Genomic DNA, 24,013 nt, shown 5'->3' on the forward strand with positions numbered 1-24,013 from the left:
TTTTAATCGCTAAGGAGACATTATGCGCAGTTTAAAAACACTCATTGGGCTTGAAGATGTCGCAGCAGATGTCAGGCCCGTCGTGCAGGCTTGTCGTCAAGCAGGTATCGCTATGGAAAATCTAACGCCGGAGGAGGCCAGGCAGGTTTATAGCGCGACCTGTGCCGAGCATACGTTAGAGCGATCTAATGAGGTTATGGTCACCGAGATGATAGCTGAGCTGGATGAATTGCCGATTAAATTCAGAGCCTATTGCCATCATGAGGTTGCAGCCGAGGTCACGCCGTTGGTGTATTTTATCCACGGCGGAGGCTGGGTGATTGGTAACCTGGATACGCATGATAGTTTGTGTGCTGAGATTGCCAGACAAACTAAATGTCGGGTTATTGCGGCAGACTATCGTTTGGCACCGGAATTTCCTTTCCCGATAGCGTTAGAAGATTGCCATGCGGCCTTAAATTATCTTATTGCCCAGTCGGTCAATCTTAATATCGATCCGCAAAAAATTATTCTGGCCGGGGACAGCGCCGGCGGCAATATGGCCACTGTCTTGGCGAATATCGTGCCTCGTACCAATGCGCCTTGCCATTTACTAGGGCAGGTCTTGTTTTACCCGGTTACCGATCTGACGGCCCATTCCGCCGGTTATGAAAAAATTACTCAAGGTTTTTCGCTGACGTCGCACACCATGAAATGGTTCAGGGATCACTACGTCGGCATTGGCATCGATCTGCGTGATGAACGTTTGTCGCCGCTCTATCATATTCACGAGCAGCAGTTGCCGATGTGTATTATTACTACCGGACTTGATCCCCTGTCAGATGAGGGCATTGAGTATGCAGCCCAAAGTGCGCTGGCCGGGAATTACGTCGAGCATTATCATTTTCCTCAGCAAATACACGGCGTGCTCACTTATGCCAAGAGCGTGAAAACCGCCAGAGACATGCTCGCACTGGCGGCCAATTTTATTACCCGGGTGGTTTATCCATAACAGGGGGGAGAGCAATTTAGTGTCGGGGATCTTCCTGCCAGACTTTGCTCATCGCGGTCTCCAGGCGTTTGAACAATTGATAGCGCTGTTGGTGAAACTGATGGCGTTCGTTGTCGGGCTGCAAAATTTGCGGTTTTAGCTTGACCGCATGGTGCGCGGCATCCGACAAATCATGCCACTGGCCGATCCCCACGCCGGCACACATTGCCGCTCCTAATGCCCCGGTTTCATGGCACTGGGCGACCCGCAGCGGAATACCCAGCACATCGGCAAACATCTGTGGCCAGATACAACTTTTTGCCGCGCCGCCGGAGAGCGTCGCTTGCAAAAAAGGGATACCTGCCGCGCGTAGCCGGTTGATATGTCCTTGGTGGGCGAAAATCACCCCTTCAAATAGTGCGTACAGCATGTCAGCCCGGGAGTGCCAGCCGCTTAACCCGTAAAAGCCGGCTTTGGCCGGACCATCTTTGCGCCCAGAATAAAGATAAGGATGGTAAATGGGTAATTGCACATGCGGGGCGACCGCGGCGACCATTTCGCTACTGCGGGCGGCGCCTTGTCCATTTCGCCCGTCATCAAACTCACGGATAAACCAATCCAGATTGGCAGCCGATGTAGCGCTGGCTTCAATCGCCATATAGCGGTCATGTTCTATCAGTGCATTCATCGATATTGGGCGTAAATAGTGCGGGTTATCAACGATGGCTTGATTAATACTCCAGGTGCCCGCCACGATAGACGCCTCGCCTTTATTCACCACGGCAGCACCCGCAGCGCTGGCGACGACATCAAACAAGCCTGCAACCACCGGAATACCCGCGGTTAAACCGGTCAGACTCGCGGTTTTGCTACTGACGAATCCGACAACATCGCAGGATGCGTGCAGAGGCGGCAAATGGGAAAGCTGGTCTTCTATTTGATACAACGCCAGCAGGTCAGGCGAGTAATCTTGCAAGTTAATGTCAATCAACCCCGCCCCGGAGGCATCGGAAAAATCAGTAGAGATAGCATCAGTCAGAAAATGGACGACCACATCTTTTGCCAGCATGATGTGACCAATACGCTCGTAAACATCGGCTTGATGCCGTTGCAACCAGTTCAGGAGTACCGGTGTCGCGGCGGCCCAGGGTTTTTGTAATGAGCATTGGTAAATTGCCTGGCTGCGGCCGCTGCTCTCCAGCGCCAACACTGATTCAATGGCGCGGCTGTCGATTGACTGTATTCCGAGTAAAGGCTGTCTTTCTCTGTCCAGCGCGTACAAGCCGTTGCCATGCCCGGCCGCCCCGATCCCGATTATCCGCCATTCGCCAGCCTGTGGATGATCCAGGCATTGGCGAATCGCCTGGGTCACACCGCTGTAAATCTCTTCAATCGAGCGTTCGGCAAATCCTGCTTGTGGCTGATGTGTTTCACCGGCGCACTCGGCGGCGTTTAAAATGCCGCCTTGCAGGTCAAATAGCACCGCTTTAATCATTGTGTTGCCAATATCAATACCTAACAGGCTATCGCGCATGCTTTAGCTCCTTTCAAGGTTTTCTATTGGATGTTGCATCTGGCTCTGATTAATAGTGATGATAGAGCGCCAATGCATCCTCACCGCTGATACCTTGATGAATAATTGCCATCAACGCTTTCACCATTTGCGATGGGTTGTCGTGTTGGTAAACATTGCGGCCATAAACCATTCCCGATGCTCCTTGCGCCATCAGCCCGGCGGCTTTGTGTAGCACGGCGCTAAGTTCACCTTTACCGCCGCCGCGTACCAATGTCGGGCAGCGTGCGGCTTCGACCACACGATGAAAATCTTCCACATTGTCGGTAGGATCGGCCTTAATAATATCGGCCCCAAGTTCGCGAGCCAGCCGGACTAACGGGACTATTTTTGTGACATCGCCGAGTGAGCCATAGGCGGCACCTTGCCCAGCCGGTGCCATCACTAAGGGCTCTACCATCAGTGGCATTGCGTATTTGTCACAGGCGTGGCGCAAACGACCAATATTTTCGACGCATTGGCGGAAAATCCCCGGCTCATCGGGGATCATATACAGATTAACCACCACAGCTGCGGCATCCATCTGTAGCGCGGCCAAAATAGGCGCCTCTGGGTTATGTAATACCGCCCACATTTCACGATGACGCGCGGCGTTATAGGCGTTGCCGACGTCAGTTCGCATTACTAAAGCGGGCTTCTTGCCTGCCACTTGCTGCAAGAGATCTGCCTGACCGAAATTTACCTGAATGGCGTCAGGCTGGGCGGTGATAAGCTTTTCCATTACCGTGCGCATATCGGCTAAACCGACCAGAAAATCTGGCTCATTGGCGATACCGTGATCAATGGCGACATCGAGGCATTTCCCTTGATGAAACAGGCGATGCAGCCTGGCTTTACTGTAGTTCGACATGCGTCTCTCTCCTGAGATCTGATGGTGCAGCCAGCTCGGTTAACCCGTGCTGGCTGGCAAGATGGGATAGGGTGAGTGCCAGATGTTGGCGAGCGGTGTTTTCGTTCCAGACCAGCGTACTTGCCAGCAATTGATTGATTTCTTCAACCAAAGGTACGGTGAGCGCGCCGCTAATTGCCAATGAGGTGCGTCGGACCAAGACATCCTCGAGTTGGACGACCTGTTCATGCTGAATTAAAAAACGCAGTTCCTGTTGGCTATAACCGGGATGATGCTTTAAAAACGTTTCAGGGCGCTTATTAAAACTAGCAATAATAGTATTGGCACGACTGCCGTAACGTGCGACCAGCTGTTTGGCTCTATCGAGCGACAAACCGTTCTCACTGGCAATGTGTTGTATCCAGTTGGCTTTTTCATCGGGCGTCGGATAGTGACGCCCACCGCCGATGGCGAGATTCTCGCTGCTGACTTTACGTCGCTCGCCGAGCAAATTCAGCACCCGGTCGGCCGCCTGCTCACCAAATTTACGAAACGTAGTCCATTTTCCGCCTACTAAACAGAGCGTCGAAAAATGTTGTTCGCCAGTGGGAGGAACCAATACTAAAGAGTGGTTACGCGAGATTTGACCATTGCTGGCAGCGTGGCTGGCGGGCAGGGGGCGAACCCCGCTGAAGGTATAGACCACATCACTGTCTTTAATATCAAAATTCGGGAACACAAAGCGTAAGGACTCCAGAATATAGTGCTGCTCTTCGGCTTCACAGACAATATTCTCCGGCGAATCCACGCGAATATCCGTGGAGCCAACCAGTACTTTGCCGTACCAAGGGAACATAATGCAGACCCGACCTTCCTGATTCTCGTAATAGACCATCCCGCCATCGAGTTCAGTCAATAGTGCCGGAGAGTCGATAATCAGGTGCGAGCCTTTGGTGCCGCCTATCAGTTTTGCCGCATCATCATCGGGATTGAGTACCCCGTTGAGTTGATCAATCCAGGCACCGGTTGCATTGACTACAACATTCGGTTGTAGCGTGAAAAATTCGCCCGACAGGTTATCCCTTAACGTGACGTTGTCACCATCGCAGGCTACGACGCTGACATAATTGAGCGCTAATGCCAGAGCATTCGCTTTTTCACTGTCTTCGATAAGCTCGTAACCGAGGCGTTCCGGGGCGCTGATCCAGGCATCATAATAAGTGGCGCTGCATTTGACCCAATCGGCAAAATCGGGCCAGCGATGTCGGGTTGCCGAACTGCCGTGCAACTGATGTTTAGGCATCGAACCATACTTGCGGGTATAGATGTCATAGAGAGAAAGCCCGGTTTTAATGATTAGCGCACCGCGTCTTGCCGGTTTTTCGCTTAAACGCATAAAACGTTTGGCTGCGCCAATCAGGCCTCCGCTCCAGCTATCAATGGGTACTGTTGTTTTAAGCGGTGCAACGTAATGCGGGGCGTTCTGTAGCAGTCGGTCGCGTTCTTCAACGGACTCTTTCACCAGCGAAAACTCGCCGGTTTCCAGATAACGTAATCCGCCGTGGATCATTCTGGAGAGTGCGCCACTGGCGGCCTGACACCAATCACCTTGCTCTACCATGACGGCGGGAATACCTTGCAAGGCCAGCTCACGGAAGGTGCTGATACCGTTAATCCCGCCACCGATAATCAATACCGGGACATGCTGTCGTTGGCGTAATATCTCTAAGCGTAGAACCCGATCTTTTAGCGTAATAGAGGTATGATCAAACATGGTTGGCCTCCTATGCCTGCCAGCGTTGCTGGAAAATAAAAGCTGCGGATAAGTGACGTTTACGTGACGTTGTCACATATTTTTTTGTTCGCAGTTAATCAGAGATCAAGTCACAACTTTTGTGCGCCTTTAAATGAGGTATAGAAGCCTGCGAGGGATAAGGGCAATAAACGTCGGCTAAAACGTGATGCAGTTGTGATGGGAGTCAACTAATGGGGCTTGTGGGATATTTTACTGACGTAAAAGCGGCGTGTCGCATCGGAGCAATTGCTATTGTGACACGCCGGTTTGAACTTAACGCAACGTAAAGACTTCGCCACGCGGAACAAAAGGTAAACGATGGCCTTCTGGCAGTAACCAGGCATGTTCCATCGAAATATTAATATACTCCTCGCAGCCACCGTCGGTGATGATTAGCACCGGGCCTTGCAGGGGAAATTCACCGCGTTTTGACAGATGAGACAGCATCTCAACGCCAGGTTGCAGTACCGTACCGCCTCGGCCCTGTAAGCTGAAACGATGTAATAGCTGCTCTGGCGCGACCCATCCTTTATCGTAAGCCTGTGCATCGCAGCAGATAAAGCGTACCTGCAATACCTCATGGGCCAGAGCATAACTGGCAATAGCGCCGAGCGCCTTACCGAGCAATTGAATATCCATCGAGCCGGAGGTATCGAGTATCACGCCGAAGACCCGCGACAAACGGGCTTCTTCCGAGGGTTTGGCTAACGAAGGACGTGGAATACTCGGCGTTGCGGCTTGGCGGCGTGAAGGATGCGCATAGCTGCGGTGATATTCCAGCGGCGGGAAATGCTCATCAAACCATTCGGCTAACCTTACATCCCAGGGAATGGGCGGTTGTGAAAGGCTGCGAATCTCTTCAATTAATCCGACTGGCAACGTCGAGCGTGAGGCACCATACAAGCACCGCTCCAGCCCTTGATTTAGCGCGCGACGGCAATATTCTTCGGCATTGATAAAAACACTGCCGCTGTCGTCACCTAAAATATCGCCAGCTCCCACGTTGCCACGCAGCGTGACCAGCTTTCTAGCCCGACGGATATCTTGCGCTAACAGATCATAAATTTCTTCGCAGGAGGCATTTTCAAACTGTGAGTCATGCAACACACCTATGGATGGCGGCGTACCGATTTGCATCTGCACTAGCCAACCGTTGATGGCAAAATCGCAGGCAATATTCCATAAATAGCCATCGCGTCCACGGCGTCGAGAAGTATGATTCAACCCTGCATGAAGCAGCTCATGAGCAAAAACGAACAGGCATTCAGGTTGCTTTAGCCCGGCGGCTGGATTCATCCATATTTTCTGCGCGCTGACATCAATAGCCGCCACGCGAATATCATATTGACTACACAGACGAATATCTTCCACTAACTCGAAACCTGCGGCCAGCGCCCCCAACAGAGGATAGGTATCTATCATCTGGCGGCGTGCGCGCCGGGCTGGGGTTAATGGTTGATTTTTGGTGTCCGTTGGCTGATAACCACCGGCAATTTCTAGCGCGTGTTGTACGCTCTGGGTAATACCATCGACAAAAAGGTTTTTCCACTTTTCAGGCCGATTGTGGTTAGAGACGGGGAAATCTAACTGGTAGTACCAAGAACTTTGGCCGCCGCAGTAAATATGGTGCCACTGGTAAAGCGTTTCTGGACAGCCATCGACAACCCACTGACGATATAACACGTCAGGGTCGGCATTGTCGTGTTCCGAGAGCTCAAACGCCTGTAACTCCTCGGGCAGAGGGCCGATTTTTAGCTCGTCACAAAAATGAGTGACGGTACTTAACACGGCAAGTTCCCATAATATCTGTGGCGAACGCGCTTTGATTAAACCAAAGCCCAGCGCAACCAACGCTTGGGCAATCAGTCTGGCCCATTGCGCCGGGGTAGCGCGACGTTGTGTATTGACATAGAGGACCCCGTGTGGGGTTATCTTCAGCCATCCTTTAGATGACACAACCTGATGATTGTCATCAAATGAGACGTGAACTTGGTGCCATATCGGCATGAACAGACGGTGATCGTTAATCAGCTCAATGCCTTCAAGGCAAGCCGCAAGCGACGGATTGTTTTTTGATCTGTTTTTACTCATGCATTCTTATCACGTACTGCCAGTCTAGGCAGATCTCGAGCTACTTCTAGTAGGAACCAGGCCGGCAGTTTTCTGCCTTGTTCATCTTCACCCATTACCGATTGAGCGATTTCCACGCTGATACGTGCCAACGATTTCAGTCGGTCTTTGGCCTGCATCGCGAGTTGCTTATGGTCACTTTTTAAGGTGTTTTCATCGGCAGGTAACTCTTTATAGAGATACGAGCGGAAAGATTGTGCCAGGAAATAAAGTACGTCGCGGTCACCAGGTTCCGTAGGCCAGGTGGCATCGCCTTTAATAATGGCGGTGACAGTATATTTCTGGCGAATCTGTTTAATGAAGCCTTTGAAATTCACCGCATGATTCGGTGACAACAGGCCATAAGCCAAGGCTTCGAGCATGTGATCATCGATATTTTCACCAAAGGAATGCAATGCATCAGACAACATGTGCCAACTGCGTGGCGTAGAGAAGGGTTCTTCGTGTTTAGGAGGTTCATTCCACAGCTGATCGGGGCGCAGTTGAATATATTCGACTACCCACGGATGGATACCACTTTCGTTGATTGCCCACTCCAGCCATTGACGATGATCGGCCCGTAAATGGATATGTACCATACGGTTTATCAGTGCCGATGGCATCGGTTTTACAATCGCGCCATCTTTAGCGCGGTTACCTGCGCCAATCACAATAGTCCCGGCGGGGAGATGATATTCACCGACGCGTTTTTCTAAAATTAGCGAATAAAACGCTTTTTGAATCTCATGCGATGAGGCATTCAGCTCATCGAGAAATAACACAAAAGGTTCTGAACGCACGATATTGGCAGGGGGATAAAATCGTGAGCACTGTCCATCGATTTGCGGAATACCCAGCAAATCCTCTGGCGCGAGCTGGCTGCCCAGCAATGACACACACTCCATCCCCACTTCGTTGGCAAAGCGTTGTATCAGGGCGCTTTTACCAATACCTGGCGCCCCCCATAAAAACACCGGGCGTGTGGTGGCAACATTAAGCAAAAAATCGAAGGCCTGCGCAGGGGCAAGCTGGATCGCAGAAAGCATAATAGCGTCTCTCAATGACTAAGAATAAAAAAGCCTCATTGTCTCGATAAGCTGACAAGTTTTCACAAGATGATGAGTTGTAACAAGGTAATGACTAACGTTCTTTCCGTTAGCTATTTTTGCGCTTAACACGCTTTTAGATGAGCTCTGTCGACGAGAGGGGATGAAGGTTTAACGAGTATTCTGCCGATATTAAACACAAAATTTGCGTACTTTTCAAACTAACTTGCTACTAATTTTTGCTGTGAAGGTATATCACGCTGTTTTCGTGATGTTGAGGGCATAAAAAAGGGGCTATTTTGCGACTTCTTTATGTCATTTTTTAGCAAAGGTTATCTATTTTTCGCATTTGTGATTATTAGATAATTCCATAAAAATGGCCGCTACAGAGGTAAAGGCTTTGTGCATGTTTTGCCTAAAAATTTACCCACCATTTTATCGTTTCCCTGTCGGGAAATAAGTTTGATTCAATCAGGGGAGCGGTTTTAATGAAAATAGCAAAGGGATTAACCCTTTTAGCCTTAGCTGTGGCGAGCATAAATACAGGATTCGCGGCACAAGTTGCGGTGCCGACCGATAGCTCACTGCATGTCTCCGTTGACCCAGCACTGAACAAACTTCTGCCTGCGGACATCGTAAAACGTGGTTATATCGTGGCTGGGACTAACCCGAACACACCGCCGACGACCTTCTTCAAAGAAGACAATAAAACCCTGGCAGGACGTGAGATTGACGTCATGAACGCCGTCGGTGAACGTTTGGGTATCAAAGTGCAATGGCAGGATACCGGTGGTTTTGACAATATTATCCCTGGTCTGAAAACCGGCCGTTACGATGTGGCACTGTCAAATATCAACGCCACGCAGACTCGCCTGAAACAAGTCGATTTTATCAGCTATTACAACGCCAGCCGTCTGGGCATTATTGCGCGTAAAGATGCCAATATTGCGCCATTCACCAGCTTTGATGCGGTATGTGGCAAACAGGTAGGTGCGGGGGCAGGAACCACGCAAGTAGGCCGCTTAGAAGAAGCAAGCAAAGCCTGTGTTGCCGCTGGCAAACAACCTATCAATGTGGCCGTATTCCCAGACCGTCCTGCCGGTGTTCAAGCGGTGGTCAGCGGTCGCGTGCCGATGTTCTTCGGCCCGTATGAAGGCCTGATTTGGCAGGTTAGTCTGATCAAAGCCTTAACGATGAGCGGTGAAATCAGCGTCAATGATGCGCCAGTTTCTGTTGCCTTGCCGAAAGATTCTGCCCTTGAGCCAGCGGTACAGGCGGCATTGAATTCACTGATTAAAGATGGCAGCTATCAAAAAATTCTCGATCATTGGAACATCGGCTACGGTGCGCTGAAAGAATCGAAACGTAACCAAGAGATTTTCCAATGAGTCAACATCCAGACCACACGGATGATTTAAAGATCGTAGGTAAGCGTTATTACGGCCGTTGGTTCAGTGCGTTGGTCGTGCTGCTTTGTGTGATCGGTATGATTCATTCGATGGTCAATAACCCCCGCTTCGAGTGGGGGGTGATTGCCGAGAACTTCACCGGTGCGTCTATTTTGCAAGGCGTGTTGATGACGCTGGAACTCACCGTCATTTCGGTCGTTCTTGGTTTTACCTTTGGTACGGTGCTGGCGCTGATGCGCCTGTCATCGAACCCGGTACTTTCAACGGTGAGCTGGGCTTATACCTGGTTCTTCCGGGGCGTGCCGATGCTGGTGCAGTTGTTCCTGTGGTACAACATCGCGGCACTTTATCCAACCCTGTCTATCTACATTCCTGGCCTCGGTGAAGTTTGGAGTGCGCAAGCTAATACGCTGATCAGTCCGTTTAGCGCGGCGGTGATTGCCTTGGTGATGCACCAATCTGCTTATGCTGCCGAAATTGTTCGTGCTGGTATTCAAAGCGTGAGCAACGGTCAGCTTGAAGCCGCGCGCGCGTTAGGCTATCGCCCGGCACAAATTTTCCGTCATACCGTATTGCCACAGGCCATGCGCGCTATCTTGCCTCCGGCGGGTAACGAGATTATCGGTCAGCTAAAAACAACGGCGGTGGTATCGGTTATTTCCCTGCAAGACGTGTTGTTCTCTGCGCAAATCATTTATCAGCGTACTTATGAAGTGATCCCGCTGCTGTTGGTGGCGACCTTGTGGTACCTGCTGCTGACCTCGGTATTGTCGGTCGGGCAATATTATGTCGAGCGCTATTATGGCCGTGGCGTAACCCGCAAAGAAAAACGTAGTTGGCTGCGTGCTGCACCTGCGGCAAATAAAACCGAAGGGAGTGTGACGCATGGCTGAAGCGATTGCTTTACGCAAAGTGACCAAACGCTTTTCTGGCAATACCATCCTTGATGAAGTCAATCTGGATATTCCTGCCGGTTCGGTGACCGTGATCCTTGGCCCATCGGGTTCGGGCAAATCGACGTTATTACGCTGTATTAACCATCTGGAAAAGCTCGACGGCGGCACGATTCGTATCGGCGGTGAGCTGGTGGGATATAAGCAAAAAGGCCAGGCATTGCACGAGTTGAGCAGCAGTGAAATTGCTCGTCAGCGTCGCGAAGTGGGCATGGTGTTCCAGCAGTTTAATTTATTCCCGCATCGTACCGTGTTGCAAAACATCATCGACGCGCCAATGCGGGTGAAAAAACAGAGCCGCCAGCAGGCAACCGAGAAGGCTAAAGCATTACTTAAGCAAGTGGGGCTAGCCAGTCGTGAGGATGCGTGGCCGCAGCAACTTTCTGGTGGTCAGCAGCAGCGCGTGGCGATTGCTCGTGCTCTGGCCATGGACCCTGGCGTCATGCTGTTTGACGAACCGACCTCGGCGCTCGACCCCGAACTGGTTGGCGAAGTGCTGCAAGTCATCAAACAACTGGCACACTCTGGCATCACGATGGTGATCGTCACCCATGAAATCGGCTTCGCCCGCGAAGTGGCTGACAATATTGTCTTTATGGAAGAGGGCAAAATCATCGCCGCAGGGCCAACGCAAAGCGTGCTAGACGATCCAAAAAACAGCCGAGTCAGAGACTTTATTTCAACAGTTTTGTAGCGTTGATGACCGAGTCATCGCTGTCATATAGAAACGATTATTATATAGCGATAGTGCTGGTTCGGTCGCTTATGAGTTGATAAGTAATATGTCAGCGTAGCCGAACGCGCCCGGCAAGGGTTTTAAGGCGAAAACCCTTGCATCCCGCGCCTTGCGCTTAGCTTGTCGGGTCGCTGCGCGACTTCCCGCGTTCACGCCTTTAGTCGGACGGGGCGGTTTCAACAATCATCCCTGATTGTTCAACCTAAATCGGCCATCCTTGGCCGATTTCCCCTGACTAAAGTCGTTCACTTGGCCGACAAGATGCGCTTTTAAGTTCAACAAACAGGTCAAAACAAGAACCTAACTTACATCTCTAACATTTTCACGGCGCGCTTCGCCCCCATTTCTCCAGGAAATAATAATGACTCAAAAGCCGATGATGCATAGCTCGCATTGGGGGGCGTTCAGCGCAACCCCGAATGGTGATTCCCTCTCGATTGAACCTTTTAGTGGCGATCCTGATCCTAGTCCGCTGCTGGATAATTTCACCAACGCCTTAAATCACCCGATACGCGTAGCTTGCCCAATGGTGCGCCGTGGTTGGCTGGAGAATGGCCCTGGGCCGGATGACAGGCGTGGCGTAGATGACTATGTTCCTGTCAGTTGGGATGAAGCCTATCGCTTGATTGCGCAAGAGTTGCAACGAGTGGGCGATAGCGCCGGTATTGAAGGTATTTTTGGCGGTTCTTACGGTTGGTCCAGCGCCGGGCGTTTTCATCATGCACAAAGTCAGGTACACCGTTTTTTAAATACCGTCATGGGCGGTTATGTCCGTTCGGTCAACAGCTACAGTTCGGGGTCATCGGCGGTGTTATTGCCGCATATTATTGGTGACTTAAACGAAATTGCTCGTCGTGGCGTCAGTTGGCAAGATATTGCAACGCATTCAGAAATTGTGTTGGCGTTTGGCGGTCTGGCATTAAAAAACTCGCAGGTTGCCAGCGGTGGATTGAGTGAGCATACCGAGCGCGGTTTTATGCAACAAGCTGCGGCGCGTGGTGCGCGTTTTATTTCTGTTAGCCCGATAAAAAGTGATTTACCGATTGAAGCACAGGGCGAATGGCTGGCGCTACGTCCGGGGACGGATGCCGCCTTCATCCTCGGCCTGCTGTCGGTTTTAATCGAACACAAGCTAACTGACGACGACTTTTTGCAACAATACTGCGTCGGTTGGGAAGCGATGCGTGCCTATATCCTCGGTGAGGAAGATGGTCAGGTGCGTGATGCCCAGTGGGCGGCTGAAATTTGTGGCATCGACGCTGACACCATCCGTACGCTAGCGCGAGAACTGCATGGCAAGCGGGTACTGGTGACGGTTGCCCACGCTTTACAGCGCGCTGAACATGGCGAACAGCCTGTTTGGCTCGGACTGGTGCTGGCAGCAGCATTGGGTCAGCCGGGGTTACCCGGCGGTGGTTATACCTACGCGCTGGGTGCATTAGGCCATTATGGTAAACATCATAATCTGGTGTCGATTCCGGCTCTGCCACAGGGCAAAAATGGTACCGATCGCTTTATTCCGGTGGCACGTATTGCTGACATGCTGCTGCATCCGGGGGAGCGTTTTGATTACAACGGCAAAAGCTATCTCTACCCTGAAATCAAGCTGGCTTATTGGGCCGGGGGTAACCCGTTCCATCATCATCAAGACTTAGCCCGCCTGCGCCGCGCGTTTAACCGTCTGGATACGCTGATCGTGCATGAGATTGCCTGGACCTCAACGGCCAGACATGCCGATATTGTTTTGCCTGCGACCATGACGTTGGAACGCGAGGATATTGGCGGTGCGCCGACCGACCGTCATCTAGTGGCGATGCAGCCGGTGGCCGAGCCTTACGGACAGGCTAAAGATGATTATGAAATCTTCAGCGAGCTGGCCCGTCGTTTAGGCAACGAGCAGGCCTTTACCGAAGGGCGCGATACACGGGGCTGGTTAGCCCATCTGTACGGTCAACTGCGCGAAAAACTTGCCACGCATAACGTATCACTGCCGGAGTTTGAGACATTCTGGCAGCAAGGCATTCTGGCGTTGCCGCAGTTGCAGGACGGTGGTCGTATGGTCAACGCCTTCCGCGCCGATCCGCAAAAATCTCCGTTGCCAACGCCGAGTGGCAAAATCGAAATTTATTCAGCAACCATTGCCAGCTTTGATTATAAAAACTGCCCCGGTCACCCAGTGTGGTTAACACCACGCGAGCAGCCTGATGCTCAGCATCCGTTCTGGCTGATTGCCAACCAACCGGCTACGCGCCTGCACAGCCAGCTCGATTTTGGTGATTACAGCCAGCGTGAAAAACGCGATGGCCGCGAAGTAAGCACGCTCAATCCGCTTGACGCTGAACGTTTAGGTATCATGTCTGGTGATGTGATCGAACTGTTCAACCAGCGCGGACACGTACTCGCCAGTGCGCGAGTCAGTGACGACATCATGCCCGGCGTCATACAACTGCCGACAGGTGCCTGGTACGACCCGGTAGATGCTAGTGCTGCCAGACCGTTATGCCGCCACGGCAACCCAAATGTGTTAACTCATGATATCGGTACGTCATCGTTGGCGCAGGGATGCACGGGGCAAATCACCGTGGTGCAGGTGAGGAAATATACCGATGTTGCACCTGCGGTGCGGGCGTTTATTCCACCAAAGGGGATGGTTACGATCTAACCAAGGGGATGGCGTTCGAATCAACGCCGTAGATTAACGTTCGACTCAACGTTGGGATTAACGCTGGAATCAGCGTTGCAATTGAAAAGTGTTAGAACGGTGTATTTTTCGGTTTTCTGAAATGCAGTGATCATCTCGGCCCCGTAGCCGAAACCGAGCGAAGGGTTCAAGGCGGAACCCTTCGCCATCCCGCGCCTTTTCAAACCTTTACTACGAGTCCAGCGGAGACCATGTTTCAGTGGCTTCCGTTATCGCGCAAATGCCAGCCTTCCAGGCTTCCCGCTTGCGGATTCAAGCCAACGATAAAGCTGTTGTCTTTCACCACTCCAGCGGTGGCATTTTGAGTGCGCTTAGCGGTTTTTAAATCAACGGCAACAGCACAAACAGAAAGGCAAAGTCTGTTTATCTTTTGACGTTAAAAAGGCTGGTGGCGCACTCAAAATTTCACTGACGACGCGTTGAGAGACAGCGAGCGTTTTTAGCGAGTAGGCTCGAATCCGAGGAAGGGATGGCGGAGCCATGAAATTTGCGCCTGTCGCTGTGGCACCTGGAACATAGCCTAATTGGAATCCAATATCACACCATAAAAAGGCGTGGGATCGCGAAGGGGGGCGCCACCCCCTTGGCTCGGTTCGGTCGATAACGTCACATTGAACGCCACATTTGAAGAACCGAAAAATACACCGTGCTAACGCCTTTAAATCCCAACGCTGATTCCAGCGTTATTCAATCCCAATGTTGATTCGAACATTAATCAAACTGGTGCTTAATGCCTCACCTATGGCATTCAAATCCGCATCTTGACGCAGCGCACTCCATTTAATTAGCTCCTCCCGGCGAGCCACCGGTTCCCCCTGAAGATTACTGGCCAATTTGCCAGCAAGATCAAACGGAATGGCTAATGATTCCTGACGCGTGCGGCGGCAGCTGAGCCTTTGTCCGTCTTGCAGATAAATTGTTACCAGATGAAAACGAATGGCGGGGTTGAGCGCATCCGGCGGGGCGGTTTCATCGGGGGGGCGTTGTACCTTGGCGGCGAGCGCCATGATCTCTGGGTTGACGTCACCTTCGGCAAAGTCTGGCAGGCGTAGATCGTCGTAAAGCAATATCCCGGCGATAACGTATTCGAGGCTAAAACGTGCTTCGATACCGTTGTTCGGTACCCGCACCGAGGCGGCAATGTCCCCGCCGGGTGGGAAGGCGACGTCGATGTGGCTGATGTTTGCCAGCAAGGTTGCTAAGGATTCTCCGCTGTCGAGCCACTGTTGGCGCAGAACTCGAGTGGCATCCGCAGCGCTATGGGTACCGCTACAGGTCGCATAAGGTTTGAACTCTAATCCCGGTGCCACAATGCGCCACGGTTGGCCCCAGTGTTCAATCAGTTTTTCTGGTACATGCTGATTAGCGCTACTGGCAGCCAGAAACGCCTGGATCACACCGTCGTGCGCACCGTCGAAACCGGCCAGTGCGAGTTGTGCGGCGCTAACCGCCGTTTGTGCGGCAATACCGGCATGCAGAGGTTTCACCGCTGAACCAAACTGTGCGCGCAGACCGCTGGCCTGCGTGGCAGCAATGCCGAGCAATACGGCGGTTTGTTCTGGCGTGGTTGCCAATAAGCGGGCAACGGAGGCTGCCGCGGCCAGTGTGCCTAAGGTGGCGGTGTTATGGAAACCTTGAGTGTAATGCTGCTGTCCGGCAGCCAGTCCAAGGCGTCCGGCGACTTCTACACCAATCGCATAAGCATCAAGAAATTGCTCGGCAGTGGCGCGGGTTTCACCAGTGAGTGCGAACAAGGCGGGTAAAATTACCGTGCTCGGATGCCCGCGAAAATCTGCGTGGAAATCATCAAAGTCCAGCGCGTGTCCGGCATAGCCGAACAGTAGCGCTTTGCTACGGGCATCATTCTGGTTATAGACGCAACGTAAAGCGGGCAGGCCGCTATCAGCGACGTGACCCTGTAACACCGGCCAGGTCACCGCGATGAAATCTTGCACGCCTTGGCGCGCTTTTTCGCGGGCCTCGGCGCTGGGTTGTGTGTTGAGGATTAAATGGGCGAGTTCGGCAGTTAAAGTCATTTACTTACCGCTCACTTTCGCCAGCGCTGCCGTTGCCAGTTCAGCAAGATAGCGTGACGTTGGGAACAGTGCGGCATCGTTAACGCGAAATGCCGGATGGTGCAGCGGGTAAGGTTCGCCGGTACCAATCATCATAAATGCACCGGGTAGCTGCTGTTGATAAAACGCGAAATCTTCACCAATTGGGCTGGCTTCTACCACGCGTGATTGCAGTCCGCTGGCGTCGGCTTGCTTGAGCGCAAATTCAGCCCACTCGGCGTCATTAACCACTGAAGGTGGACCCGCTTGCCAGTTAAAATCGATCTGTGCGTCAAAGGCAGCAGCAATACCCTGAACAATTTGACGGAAGCGACGTTCAATCAACTCACGGGTGCTTTGCGAAAACGAACGTACCGTACCTTCCAGCCATGCGCTATCTGGGATCACATTCCAGGTGCTGCCGCTGTGTACCTGAGTGATAGACACGACGGCGTTATCTCCAGACGGTGCATTGCGGCTAATCAGCGTTTGTACTGCACCAATAATCTGCCCGGCGATAATAATCGGATCGTTACCGTCATGTGGACGTGCGGCGTGAGTACCAACGGCATTGATTTTTATCTCAAAACGGTCGACGGCGGCGGTCAGCGGACCCGCTTTACTGCCGACAACGCCCAGCGGCAATGTCGGATCATTATGGATACCGAAAATGCCTGCTGCGCCATCTAATGCACCGGTGGCAATCAGGTCTGGTGCACCTTGTCCGGTCTCTTCTGCGGCCTGGAACAAAATACGCACGCGCCCGGGTAAACTTGCTTCCTGCTGTTTGAGCAAGATAGCCGCGCCTAGCGCCGCCGAGGCATGGAAATCGTGACCGCAGGCGTGCATCACGCCGGGGTGTTCTGAGACATACTCAACGCCCGATTGTTCTTCAATCGGCAGGGCATCGATATCAGAGCGCAGGACGATCAGCGGACCATCGCTTGCGCCAACTTCTGCTACCAGACCGGTAGTCAGCGGTAAATCCAACACACGAATATCATATTTAGCCAGTTGTTCACGAATGCGCGCGGTAGTGGCGTGTTCTTGATTGGATAATTCAGGAAAACGGTGCAGTTCGTGGCGAAATGCCGTCAGATACTTGATCAGTGAATCGTGCTGGAGAATCGAATCTTGGGTGCTCATGCTTTACTCCCGTTGTTGGTCGCATTCTGGCGTGCCAGCCAGACTTCATGCTGCTCGACGTTGAGCACTTTTTTCATATACAGGGTGATATGGCCTTTACCGAGATCGGTGGTGTGCATCGGTTGAAAACCGCGTTTCAGATACATCTCTTTAAGCCACGGATGATCAATAGCCGTACCGAGCGATACTGCCGGGGCGCGCAACTGGCCAATTAAGATTTCTTGCTCAAGGCGTTCTTGCACCTGCTGTCCGTAGCGCTTACCGGGATAATCAGGATGAGCGCCGAACCAGCCGATATGCGGCAGACCAAAAGGCCCTGGCTGTGGCCCCCACGGATAACGCAAGGTGATAGACGACACCATATTGCCATCAGCATAGAGCGCATAAACGCCGTGTTGTAGCAGGTGGCGCGTTGCCTTTTCGCGGTCAGTGGTGGCCGCATCAAATTTGATACCGAGTGCTTTAATCGGTGCATAGGCTGCCAACATCAGGGTGACATAGGCATCAACTTCATCAACGGTGACCTGGCGAAACTCAAGAGACATTGTGCTCCCCTTAAAAGTACTGCTAACGCAGGTTCTGATAACCAACGTCATTTTTATAATCATTAGTGAGCAGATTATCAGTAAAGCTCACACCCCTTATATCTAAAAATTAACTATGCTAATGCGAATTTGTATAAATGAAATGGGGCGGATTTTATTGCTAAAATCTCTATACCTCGTAGTATGCGTATATCTTATATCGTTATAACAAAATCAACTTATCTAACTGTTTAATCTAGTATTTTTAGAATAACAGCTTTTAATATCAGGGCAAAACCGTGCTAGCGATCAAATCACCCCAGTCTTACCATCATCAGGCAGGCATCCGTGCCCGGGTTGGCGAATATCTCAAACCACTTGCCAGTCGTATTTGTATTCTGAGCTCTCCGGCTGCCTGGGCTGCGGTAAATCCGCAACTCACTCAAAGCCTTGAAGAGGCCGGTATCACCTGGCAGTTGGAATATTTAGCGGGGGAATGTACCGATGATGCGGTGTCAACTCTGCAACAAAAAGTGGCTGAGCAAGATGCGCAGTTGATCTTTGCCATCGGCGGCGGACGAGTGCTTGATACCGCCAAAGCGGCAGGCAACGCACTAGAATCTATTGCGGTGGTAAATTTCCCGACTCAGGCTGCAACCTGTGCGGCCTGGTCACCGCTGAGCATTATCTATAATGCTGAGGGCGGCCATGTACGCAGCCAAGGGCTGGCAAAAATGCCGGTCTTGGTCTTGGTCGATAGCGAAGTGATCGCCAAAAGCGATGCGCGTTATTTGCAGGCCGGTATCGTTGATGCGCTGGCTAAATGGTACGAATTCCGCCCTTACCAACGCAATAACCCGGATGATTTGGCGCTGGATCTGAAAATGATGTCGGCTCAACGCGCGTTAGATACCTACCTGGAATATGGCGAACAAGCGGTGGAAGACAATCGCCAACAGCGCGTCACCCCCGCCTTGGTAAAAGTCATTGATGCCAATATTGCGTTTGCTGGGCTGGCTAATAGTGTGCGCGATATTTTACCAACGCCTGGTTTTGCTCATGCCATTCACAACCGCCTGACGCATCAAGCGGAATTGCATCACTGGTTACATGGTGAAAAGGTCGGTTTTAGCCTGTTAGTACAATCGATCATCGAAAACCACGGCGGTGAACCCGATGCGCAATTACTGCAACTGCTGCGCGTTTATGCCTCGCCGCTGAAACTCTCAGCGCTGGATGGCGACCGCGAAGCGGCGATTCTGGCCATTGCCCGTGAAATCAAATTCCCAGCTAATGCGGCCGAGCGGTTACCGTTCGCGATTAATGCCGAGAAGCTGGCACAGGCGCTGTTTGCGACCGAAGGTTCATTCTGACGCGGCGCTGATGTTGCCACGCGTCACCTCATTTTTTACCAAGATTATTATCAGGATTATTTATGGCTAGTTCATCATCACAACGACGTCTTCGCCTCGGTCTGTTTGTTCAGCCGGTAGGTCATCATGTTAGCGGCTGGCGCTTAACCGAACAGCTCGGCTCACCGACCGACATCGACTGGCTGATCACTATCGCCAAAAAGGCTGAAGCCGGTACCTTTGATATGTTTTTCATCGGTGATGCGCTGGCGACCAGCATGTATCGTCTGCCATCTACGATGGCGCGTCTCGAACCCCTGACTTTATTATCCGCGCTGGCAGTTAACACTCGCCGTATCGGCCTGGCGGCAACGGCATCGACCACCTTTAGTGACCCGTTCACAATGGCACGCAGTTTCTCATCACTGGATCACATTAGCCGTGGTCGCGCTGCGTGGAACGTGGTGACCTCGTTCTCAGCTGACGTGGCGCGTAACTTCAGCCGTGATGATATGCCAAACCATGCTGAACGTTATGGTCGCGCCCGTGAGTTCCTCGATGTGGCGTTCAAACTATGGGAAGGCTGGGAAGAAGGCGCTGTAGCTCCTGATAAAGCCAGCGGCCGTTATTTTGTTGACGATAAAATCAACCCGATTAACCACCAGGGTGAACACTTCCAGGTGCAAGGCCCGCTGAACATCACCCGTTCACCGCAAGGCCGCCCGGTTATCATCGAAGCCGGTTCTTCCGCTGATGGTCAGAAACTGGCCGCGGAAACCGCAGAAGTAGTATTCACCGCGGCGGCAAGTTTGGAAGAAGCCCAGACCTTCTATCGTTCACAAAAAGATCAGGTGATTGCCGCTGGCCGCAACCCGGATCACGTGGTGATTATGCCGGGTGTGATGCCGATCGTCGGCCATACTCGTGAAGAAGCTAAAGCCTTGTGGAAAGCACTTAACGAACACGTCGATATCGATAACGGCCTGCGCCAGCTGTCGTTGCGTTTCGGGTTGGATTTGACACAATATCCGCTCGATGGCCCGGTCCCCGAAGTGCCATTGGGTGAAGGCAACCAAAGCCGCGTCAAACTGCTAACCGATATGGCAAAACGCGACAACCTGACCTTAAGAGAACTGGCGGCAGTTGCTGCCGGTTCGCGCGGGCACCGGGTGATTGTTGGTACCGCCGAAGACATCGCCGATGACTTCCAGCAATGGTTAGAGCAGGGCGGCGCCGATGGTTTCAACATCATGCCAGCGATTATGCCAGAGCAACTTGACCTGTTTATCGAACTGGTTATCCCTGAGTTGCGCCGTCGTGGTTTGTTCCATGAAGATTACGAGTTTGCCACGTTGCGGGAGAATTTGGGTTTACCAAGGGTTTAAATCTGGACCGAGATTTGGGCGGTTTCTTTAAGCCAGAATGGCTAGGAATAAAGCCAGACCGGGCTTGATGCGGTTTTGGAAAACCGGGAACGGTGAATTTTTCGGTTTTCTGAAGTGTAGAGATTATCTCAGCTTCGCAGCCGAAACCGACCGAAGGGTTCAAAGGCGGAACCCTTCGGCATCCCGCGCCTTTTTATCGTGTGATATCTCATTCCAATTAGGCTATGTTTCAGATGTTATGGCGACAGGCGCAAATTTCATGGCTCCGCCATGCCTTCCTTCGGGTTCGAGCCAGCTCAATAAACCCTTCGCCGTCTCTCCACCGCTCGTCAGTGAAATTTTGAGTGCGCCACCAGGCTTTTTAATTCAAAAACTAAACTGCCTTTGCCTTTCTGTTTATGCTGTTGTCGTTGCCGTTGATTTAAAAGCCGCTAAGCGCACTCAAAATTTCACCGGTAAGTGGTGAGAGACAATAGTTTTACCATTGGCTCGAATCCCGTAGCCGGGTATCCCGTAGGGATGAAATTTGCGCTATAACGGAAGTTGCTGAAACATGGCCTCCGCTGGATTGGATGTTAAAGTTTGAAAAGGCGGGGGATTTTCAAGGGTGGCGCCACCCACCCTTGAAGCGGTTCAGGCTGCAATGCTGCATTGGAAATCGTATTTGAAGAACCGAAATTTTCACTATTCTAACGCTTTTAAATCCCAACGCTGATTCCAGCGTTAATCCTCAACGTTGATTTGAACGTTACCCGTCGCACTCAAAATTTCACCGGTAAGTGGTGAGAGACAATAGTTTTACCATTGGCTCGAATCCCGTAGCCGGGTATCCCGTAGGGATGAAATTTGCGCTATCACAGAAGCTGCTGAAACATAGCCTCCACTGGACTCGATGTTAATGCTTGAAAAGGCGCAGGATTGCGAAGGAACGCGCCTTCGTTCCTTTGCTCGGCTTCGGCTGCAAAGCCGTATTGAGCACTGCTGTTGATAAGCCGAAACATTCACTATTCTGCTATTTTTTTAAAATCTTGCCGTTGATTTGAACGCTACCATGGAAGCCGCTGAAACATGACCTCCACTGGACCGGATGTTAATGTATTGAAAGGGCTGGAGATCCCTAAGAGGAAAGCCCATTTTCCTCTTAGGTCGGTTCGGTCGACGGCGTGGCATTGAACACCGCATTTGAAGAACTGAAAAATGCACAGTTCCCGGTTTTCCAAAACCGCATCAAGCCCGGTCTGGCTTGTTAAACTGAAACATCATCCGTTTCCGGTTTTCCAAAGCCGCCCAAATCCCGTCCCGGATTTAAAATCATGATTCATCTACTTGAAAGATTAATCCCATCTCTACAATGAATTTTACAGATTAAATCTATTTTGTAAGTCTTAGGGTGACGTCATCATTTGTATTCAAAAATATAGAGATAATTATGACTTATACTCCGTCACCTACGCGTTATACCAACGGCATGCAGTACCGGAAAACCGGGAACAGTGGGCTGGTTTTACCTCTTATCTCCCTTGGCCTGTGGCAAAATTTTGGCGGTGTGGACAATTTTGAAAATGGTCGTGCCGTGCTGCGTCATGCTTTCGACAATGGTATTACTCATTTCGATTTGGCCAACAACTACGGACCACCGGCAGGCTCTGCTGAAGAAAACTTTGGCCGCTGGATGGCGAAGGATTTTGCGCCTTATCGCAATGAGCTGATCATTTCGTCTAAGGCCGGCTGGAATATGTGGCCAGGTCCTTACGGCGGCCCGACGGGTACTAAGAAGCATCTGATCGCCAGCTGCAATGACAGTTTGCGCAAGATGGGGCTCGATTATCTGGATATCTTCTACAGCCACCGCGTTGATCCAGATACGCCGCTGGAAGAAACCATTGGCGCGCTGGTGCAAATTCATAAGCAGGGCAAAGCCTTGTATGTCGGCATCTCTTCTTATTCGCCAGAGTTAACCCGTCAGGCGGCGAAAATTTTAGCCGATGAGAAGGTGCCACTCTTCATTCATCAGCCGAATTACTCGATGTTTAACCGTTGGATCGAAAACGGCTTGTTGGATCTGTTGGGTGAACTGGGTACCGGCTGTATTGGTTTCTCACCGTTGGCGCAGGGGATGCTGACCTCCAAATACCTCAACGGTATTCCAGAAGGCGCACGGGCGAATAATGAGAAATCCTCGGCAGCGATGTCGGCGATGCTCAATGAAGAAAATTTGCATAAAATTCGCTCATTGAATGCTATTGCAGAGCGTCGTGGTCAGACATTGGCGCAGATGGCGATTGCCTGGGTTCTGCGTGACAAACGTGTTACCTCCGCACTGATTGGAGCAAGAACCGTCGATCAATTAGATGATTCGTTGCAGGCGCTGAATAAGCTCGAATTCTCGGCCGAGGAGCTGGCGGAAATCGATCTTTATGCCACCGAAGGCAACGTCGATCTGTGGAAATCTTCCTCGATCATTAAGTAAAAAATTTTAAGCGGTTATAAATCATGGAACGCTCCTGCTGCAATGGCAGGGGCGTTTTTTGTTTTTGCCTCCCAACGATGACCTCCTTGAGCAACTATTCTTTCTGGCATGGCCAGATAAAACACTTTCCTGCAAATTAACTTGCGACATATTGCGACTTTATGCGATATTTTGCTGGTTCGTATTGTGGGGAGCTAAGAGATGCACAAAATTGCCCGGCAGCGCTACCTGCTGGATTTACTGAGTGAGCAGGGGCAGGCCAGTGTGACGGAACTGGCGGAACGGATGCAGGTTTCTGCTGATACCGTGCGCCGTGATCTGACGGATTTAGAGCGGCAGGGGTTGGCGCAGAAAAACCACGGTGGTGCGATTGCACTAAACTTACCGGAGATGCCGCGTCAGGTGCGTGACACGCTGCTGGTGCAGACTAAACAGCGTCTTGGTCGTGCGGTGGCGGCGCAAGTCCCTGCTGGCAGCACGTTGATGTTAGATGCGGGGAGCACTGTGCTTGAGGTCGTGCGGGCATTGAGCGTACCGGCCACGGTTATTACCGCATCTCTCGATATCGCCCAGTGCTTAAGCGACCGCCCGAATATTCAGTTGATTCTATTAGGCGGCAGTTGGGATGCGCGTCAGCGCTTATTTGCCGGTAGTGCAACTTTAACGCTGTTGCAGCGTTATCGTGCGGATATTGCCATCTTCGGTGCCTGCGCTTTACATGCTGAACTTGGCGTTAGCGCCAGTGAAGAAGCGGATGCACAAGTGAAGCGCGCCATGTTAGCGGCCAGCAGTCAGCATTGGCTGGTGGCTGACCATTTGAAACTCGATCGCTGCGAGCCGCATCATGTGGCTGAGTTGGCGCAACTACAGCGCCTGTTTATCGACCGTCCTTGGGATGCGCTGGATGAACAGTGCCCGGTTAATGTTTGCATCGTTGAAGACGACGCATAAAGGAGAACAT

Annotated in this window: 19 protein-coding genes; 11 read left to right on the top strand and 8 right to left on the bottom strand. The window is 51.6% G+C overall.

The features are described 5' to 3' along the window. The first annotated feature begins 22 nt into the window (after positions 1-22). Positions 23-991 carry an alpha/beta hydrolase gene (locus ACL9RG_RS19085; RefSeq protein WP_422794222.1) on the top strand — a complete coding sequence of 323 codons (969 nt, stop codon included), beginning with the start codon at positions 23-25 and terminating at the stop codon, positions 989-991. Between the two features lie 16 nt (positions 992-1,007). Here ACL9RG_RS19085 and ACL9RG_RS19090 read toward each other — a convergent pair whose 3' ends face one another. From ACL9RG_RS19090 to ACL9RG_RS19110, 5 genes are all read right to left on the bottom strand, one after another. Then, positions 1,008-2,504 carry an FGGY-family carbohydrate kinase gene (locus tag ACL9RG_RS19090; protein WP_422794223.1) on the bottom strand — a complete coding sequence of 499 codons (1,497 nt, stop codon included), beginning with the start codon at positions 2,502-2,504 and terminating at the stop codon, positions 1,008-1,010. A 49-nt stretch (positions 2,505-2,553) separates the two neighbouring features. Next, on the bottom strand, positions 2,554-3,393 hold the full coding sequence (locus ACL9RG_RS19095; protein ID WP_422794224.1) for a class I fructose-bisphosphate aldolase: 840 nt from the start codon (positions 3,391-3,393) through the stop codon (positions 2,554-2,556). Continuing rightward, entirely contained in the window at positions 3,377-5,146 is a 1,770-nt protein-coding gene (locus tag ACL9RG_RS19100; protein WP_422794225.1) for a glycerol-3-phosphate dehydrogenase/oxidase, read from the bottom strand. The genes ACL9RG_RS19095 and ACL9RG_RS19100 overlap by 17 nt, the downstream gene beginning before the upstream one ends. 294 nt (positions 5,147-5,440) lie before the next feature. Continuing rightward, positions 5,441-7,258, bottom strand: a complete 1,818-nt coding sequence (locus ACL9RG_RS19105) for a DUF2201 family putative metallopeptidase (RefSeq protein WP_422794226.1) — start codon at positions 7,256-7,258, stop codon at positions 5,441-5,443. Then, positions 7,255-8,322 carry an AAA family ATPase gene (locus ACL9RG_RS19110; protein WP_422794227.1) on the bottom strand — a complete coding sequence of 356 codons (1,068 nt, stop codon included), beginning with the start codon at positions 8,320-8,322 and terminating at the stop codon, positions 7,255-7,257. The genes ACL9RG_RS19105 and ACL9RG_RS19110 overlap by 4 nt, the downstream gene beginning before the upstream one ends. Positions 8,323-8,810: 488 nt before the next feature. Between ACL9RG_RS19110 and ACL9RG_RS19115 the strand changes: the two genes are divergently transcribed. From ACL9RG_RS19115 to ACL9RG_RS19135, 5 genes are all read left to right on the top strand, one after another. Beyond that, the gene (locus ACL9RG_RS19115; RefSeq protein WP_422794228.1) at positions 8,811-9,710 is read left to right on the top strand and encodes an ABC transporter substrate-binding protein; all 900 of its coding nucleotides are present in this window, start codon (positions 8,811-8,813) and stop codon (positions 9,708-9,710) included. Beyond that, a complete protein-coding gene (locus tag ACL9RG_RS19120; protein WP_422794229.1) occupies positions 9,707-10,624 on the top strand; it encodes an amino acid ABC transporter permease in 918 nt (305 codons plus the stop codon). Before ACL9RG_RS19115 ends, ACL9RG_RS19120 begins: the two co-directional genes overlap by 4 nt. Then, entirely contained in the window at positions 10,617-11,378 is a 762-nt protein-coding gene (locus tag ACL9RG_RS19125; RefSeq protein ID WP_422794230.1) for an amino acid ABC transporter ATP-binding protein, read from the top strand. Before ACL9RG_RS19120 ends, ACL9RG_RS19125 begins: the two co-directional genes overlap by 8 nt. 403 nt (positions 11,379-11,781) lie before the next feature. Further along, complete coding sequence (locus tag ACL9RG_RS19130; RefSeq protein WP_422794231.1) at positions 11,782-14,082, top strand: molybdopterin-dependent oxidoreductase; 2,301 nt, start codon at positions 11,782-11,784, stop codon at positions 14,080-14,082. A 238-nt stretch (positions 14,083-14,320) separates the two neighbouring features. Next, positions 14,321-14,446 (top strand): hypothetical protein, encoded by a 126-nt coding sequence (locus ACL9RG_RS19135; protein ID WP_422794232.1) that lies wholly within the window; start codon positions 14,321-14,323, stop codon positions 14,444-14,446. A gap of 358 nt (positions 14,447-14,804) precedes the next feature. Here ACL9RG_RS19135 and ACL9RG_RS19140 read toward each other — a convergent pair whose 3' ends face one another. From ACL9RG_RS19140 to ACL9RG_RS19150, 3 genes are read right to left on the bottom strand one after another with little or no spacing between them, the layout of a single operon-like run. Beyond that, entirely contained in the window at positions 14,805-16,157 is a 1,353-nt protein-coding gene (locus ACL9RG_RS19140) for an MmgE/PrpD family protein (protein WP_422794233.1), read from the bottom strand. Next, the gene (locus tag ACL9RG_RS19145) at positions 16,158-17,321 is read right to left on the bottom strand and encodes an amidohydrolase (protein WP_422794234.1); all 1,164 of its coding nucleotides are present in this window, start codon (positions 17,319-17,321) and stop codon (positions 16,158-16,160) included. Then, a complete protein-coding gene (locus tag ACL9RG_RS19150; RefSeq protein ID WP_422794235.1) occupies positions 17,318-17,866 on the bottom strand; it encodes a GNAT family N-acetyltransferase in 549 nt (182 codons plus the stop codon). The genes ACL9RG_RS19145 and ACL9RG_RS19150 overlap by 4 nt, the downstream gene beginning before the upstream one ends. 278 nt (positions 17,867-18,144) lie before the next feature. Here ACL9RG_RS19150 and ACL9RG_RS19155 point away from each other — a divergent pair, with 278 nt between their 5' ends. From ACL9RG_RS19155 to ACL9RG_RS19175, 5 genes are all read left to right on the top strand, one after another. Then, positions 18,145-19,218 carry an iron-containing alcohol dehydrogenase family protein gene (locus ACL9RG_RS19155; RefSeq protein ID WP_422794236.1) on the top strand — a complete coding sequence of 358 codons (1,074 nt, stop codon included), beginning with the start codon at positions 18,145-18,147 and terminating at the stop codon, positions 19,216-19,218. Between the two features lie 62 nt (positions 19,219-19,280). Next, complete coding sequence (locus tag ACL9RG_RS19160) at positions 19,281-20,582, top strand: LLM class flavin-dependent oxidoreductase (protein ID WP_422794237.1); 1,302 nt, start codon at positions 19,281-19,283, stop codon at positions 20,580-20,582. Between the two features lie 37 nt (positions 20,583-20,619). After that, on the top strand, positions 20,620-21,048 hold the full coding sequence (locus tag ACL9RG_RS19165; RefSeq protein ID WP_422794238.1) for a hypothetical protein: 429 nt from the start codon (positions 20,620-20,622) through the stop codon (positions 21,046-21,048). A gap of 963 nt (positions 21,049-22,011) precedes the next feature. Beyond that, the gene (gene mgrA / locus ACL9RG_RS19170; RefSeq protein ID WP_422794239.1) at positions 22,012-23,052 is read left to right on the top strand and encodes an L-glyceraldehyde 3-phosphate reductase; all 1,041 of its coding nucleotides are present in this window, start codon (positions 22,012-22,014) and stop codon (positions 23,050-23,052) included. A gap of 201 nt (positions 23,053-23,253) precedes the next feature. Then, complete coding sequence (locus tag ACL9RG_RS19175) at positions 23,254-24,003, top strand: DeoR/GlpR family DNA-binding transcription regulator (RefSeq protein ID WP_422794240.1); 750 nt, start codon at positions 23,254-23,256, stop codon at positions 24,001-24,003. Positions 24,004-24,013 lie beyond the last annotated feature (10 nt).

The organism is Rouxiella sp. Mn2063, from assembly GCF_049319665.1.
Classification (GTDB): Bacteria; Pseudomonadota; Gammaproteobacteria; order Enterobacterales; family Enterobacteriaceae; genus JBMOUD01.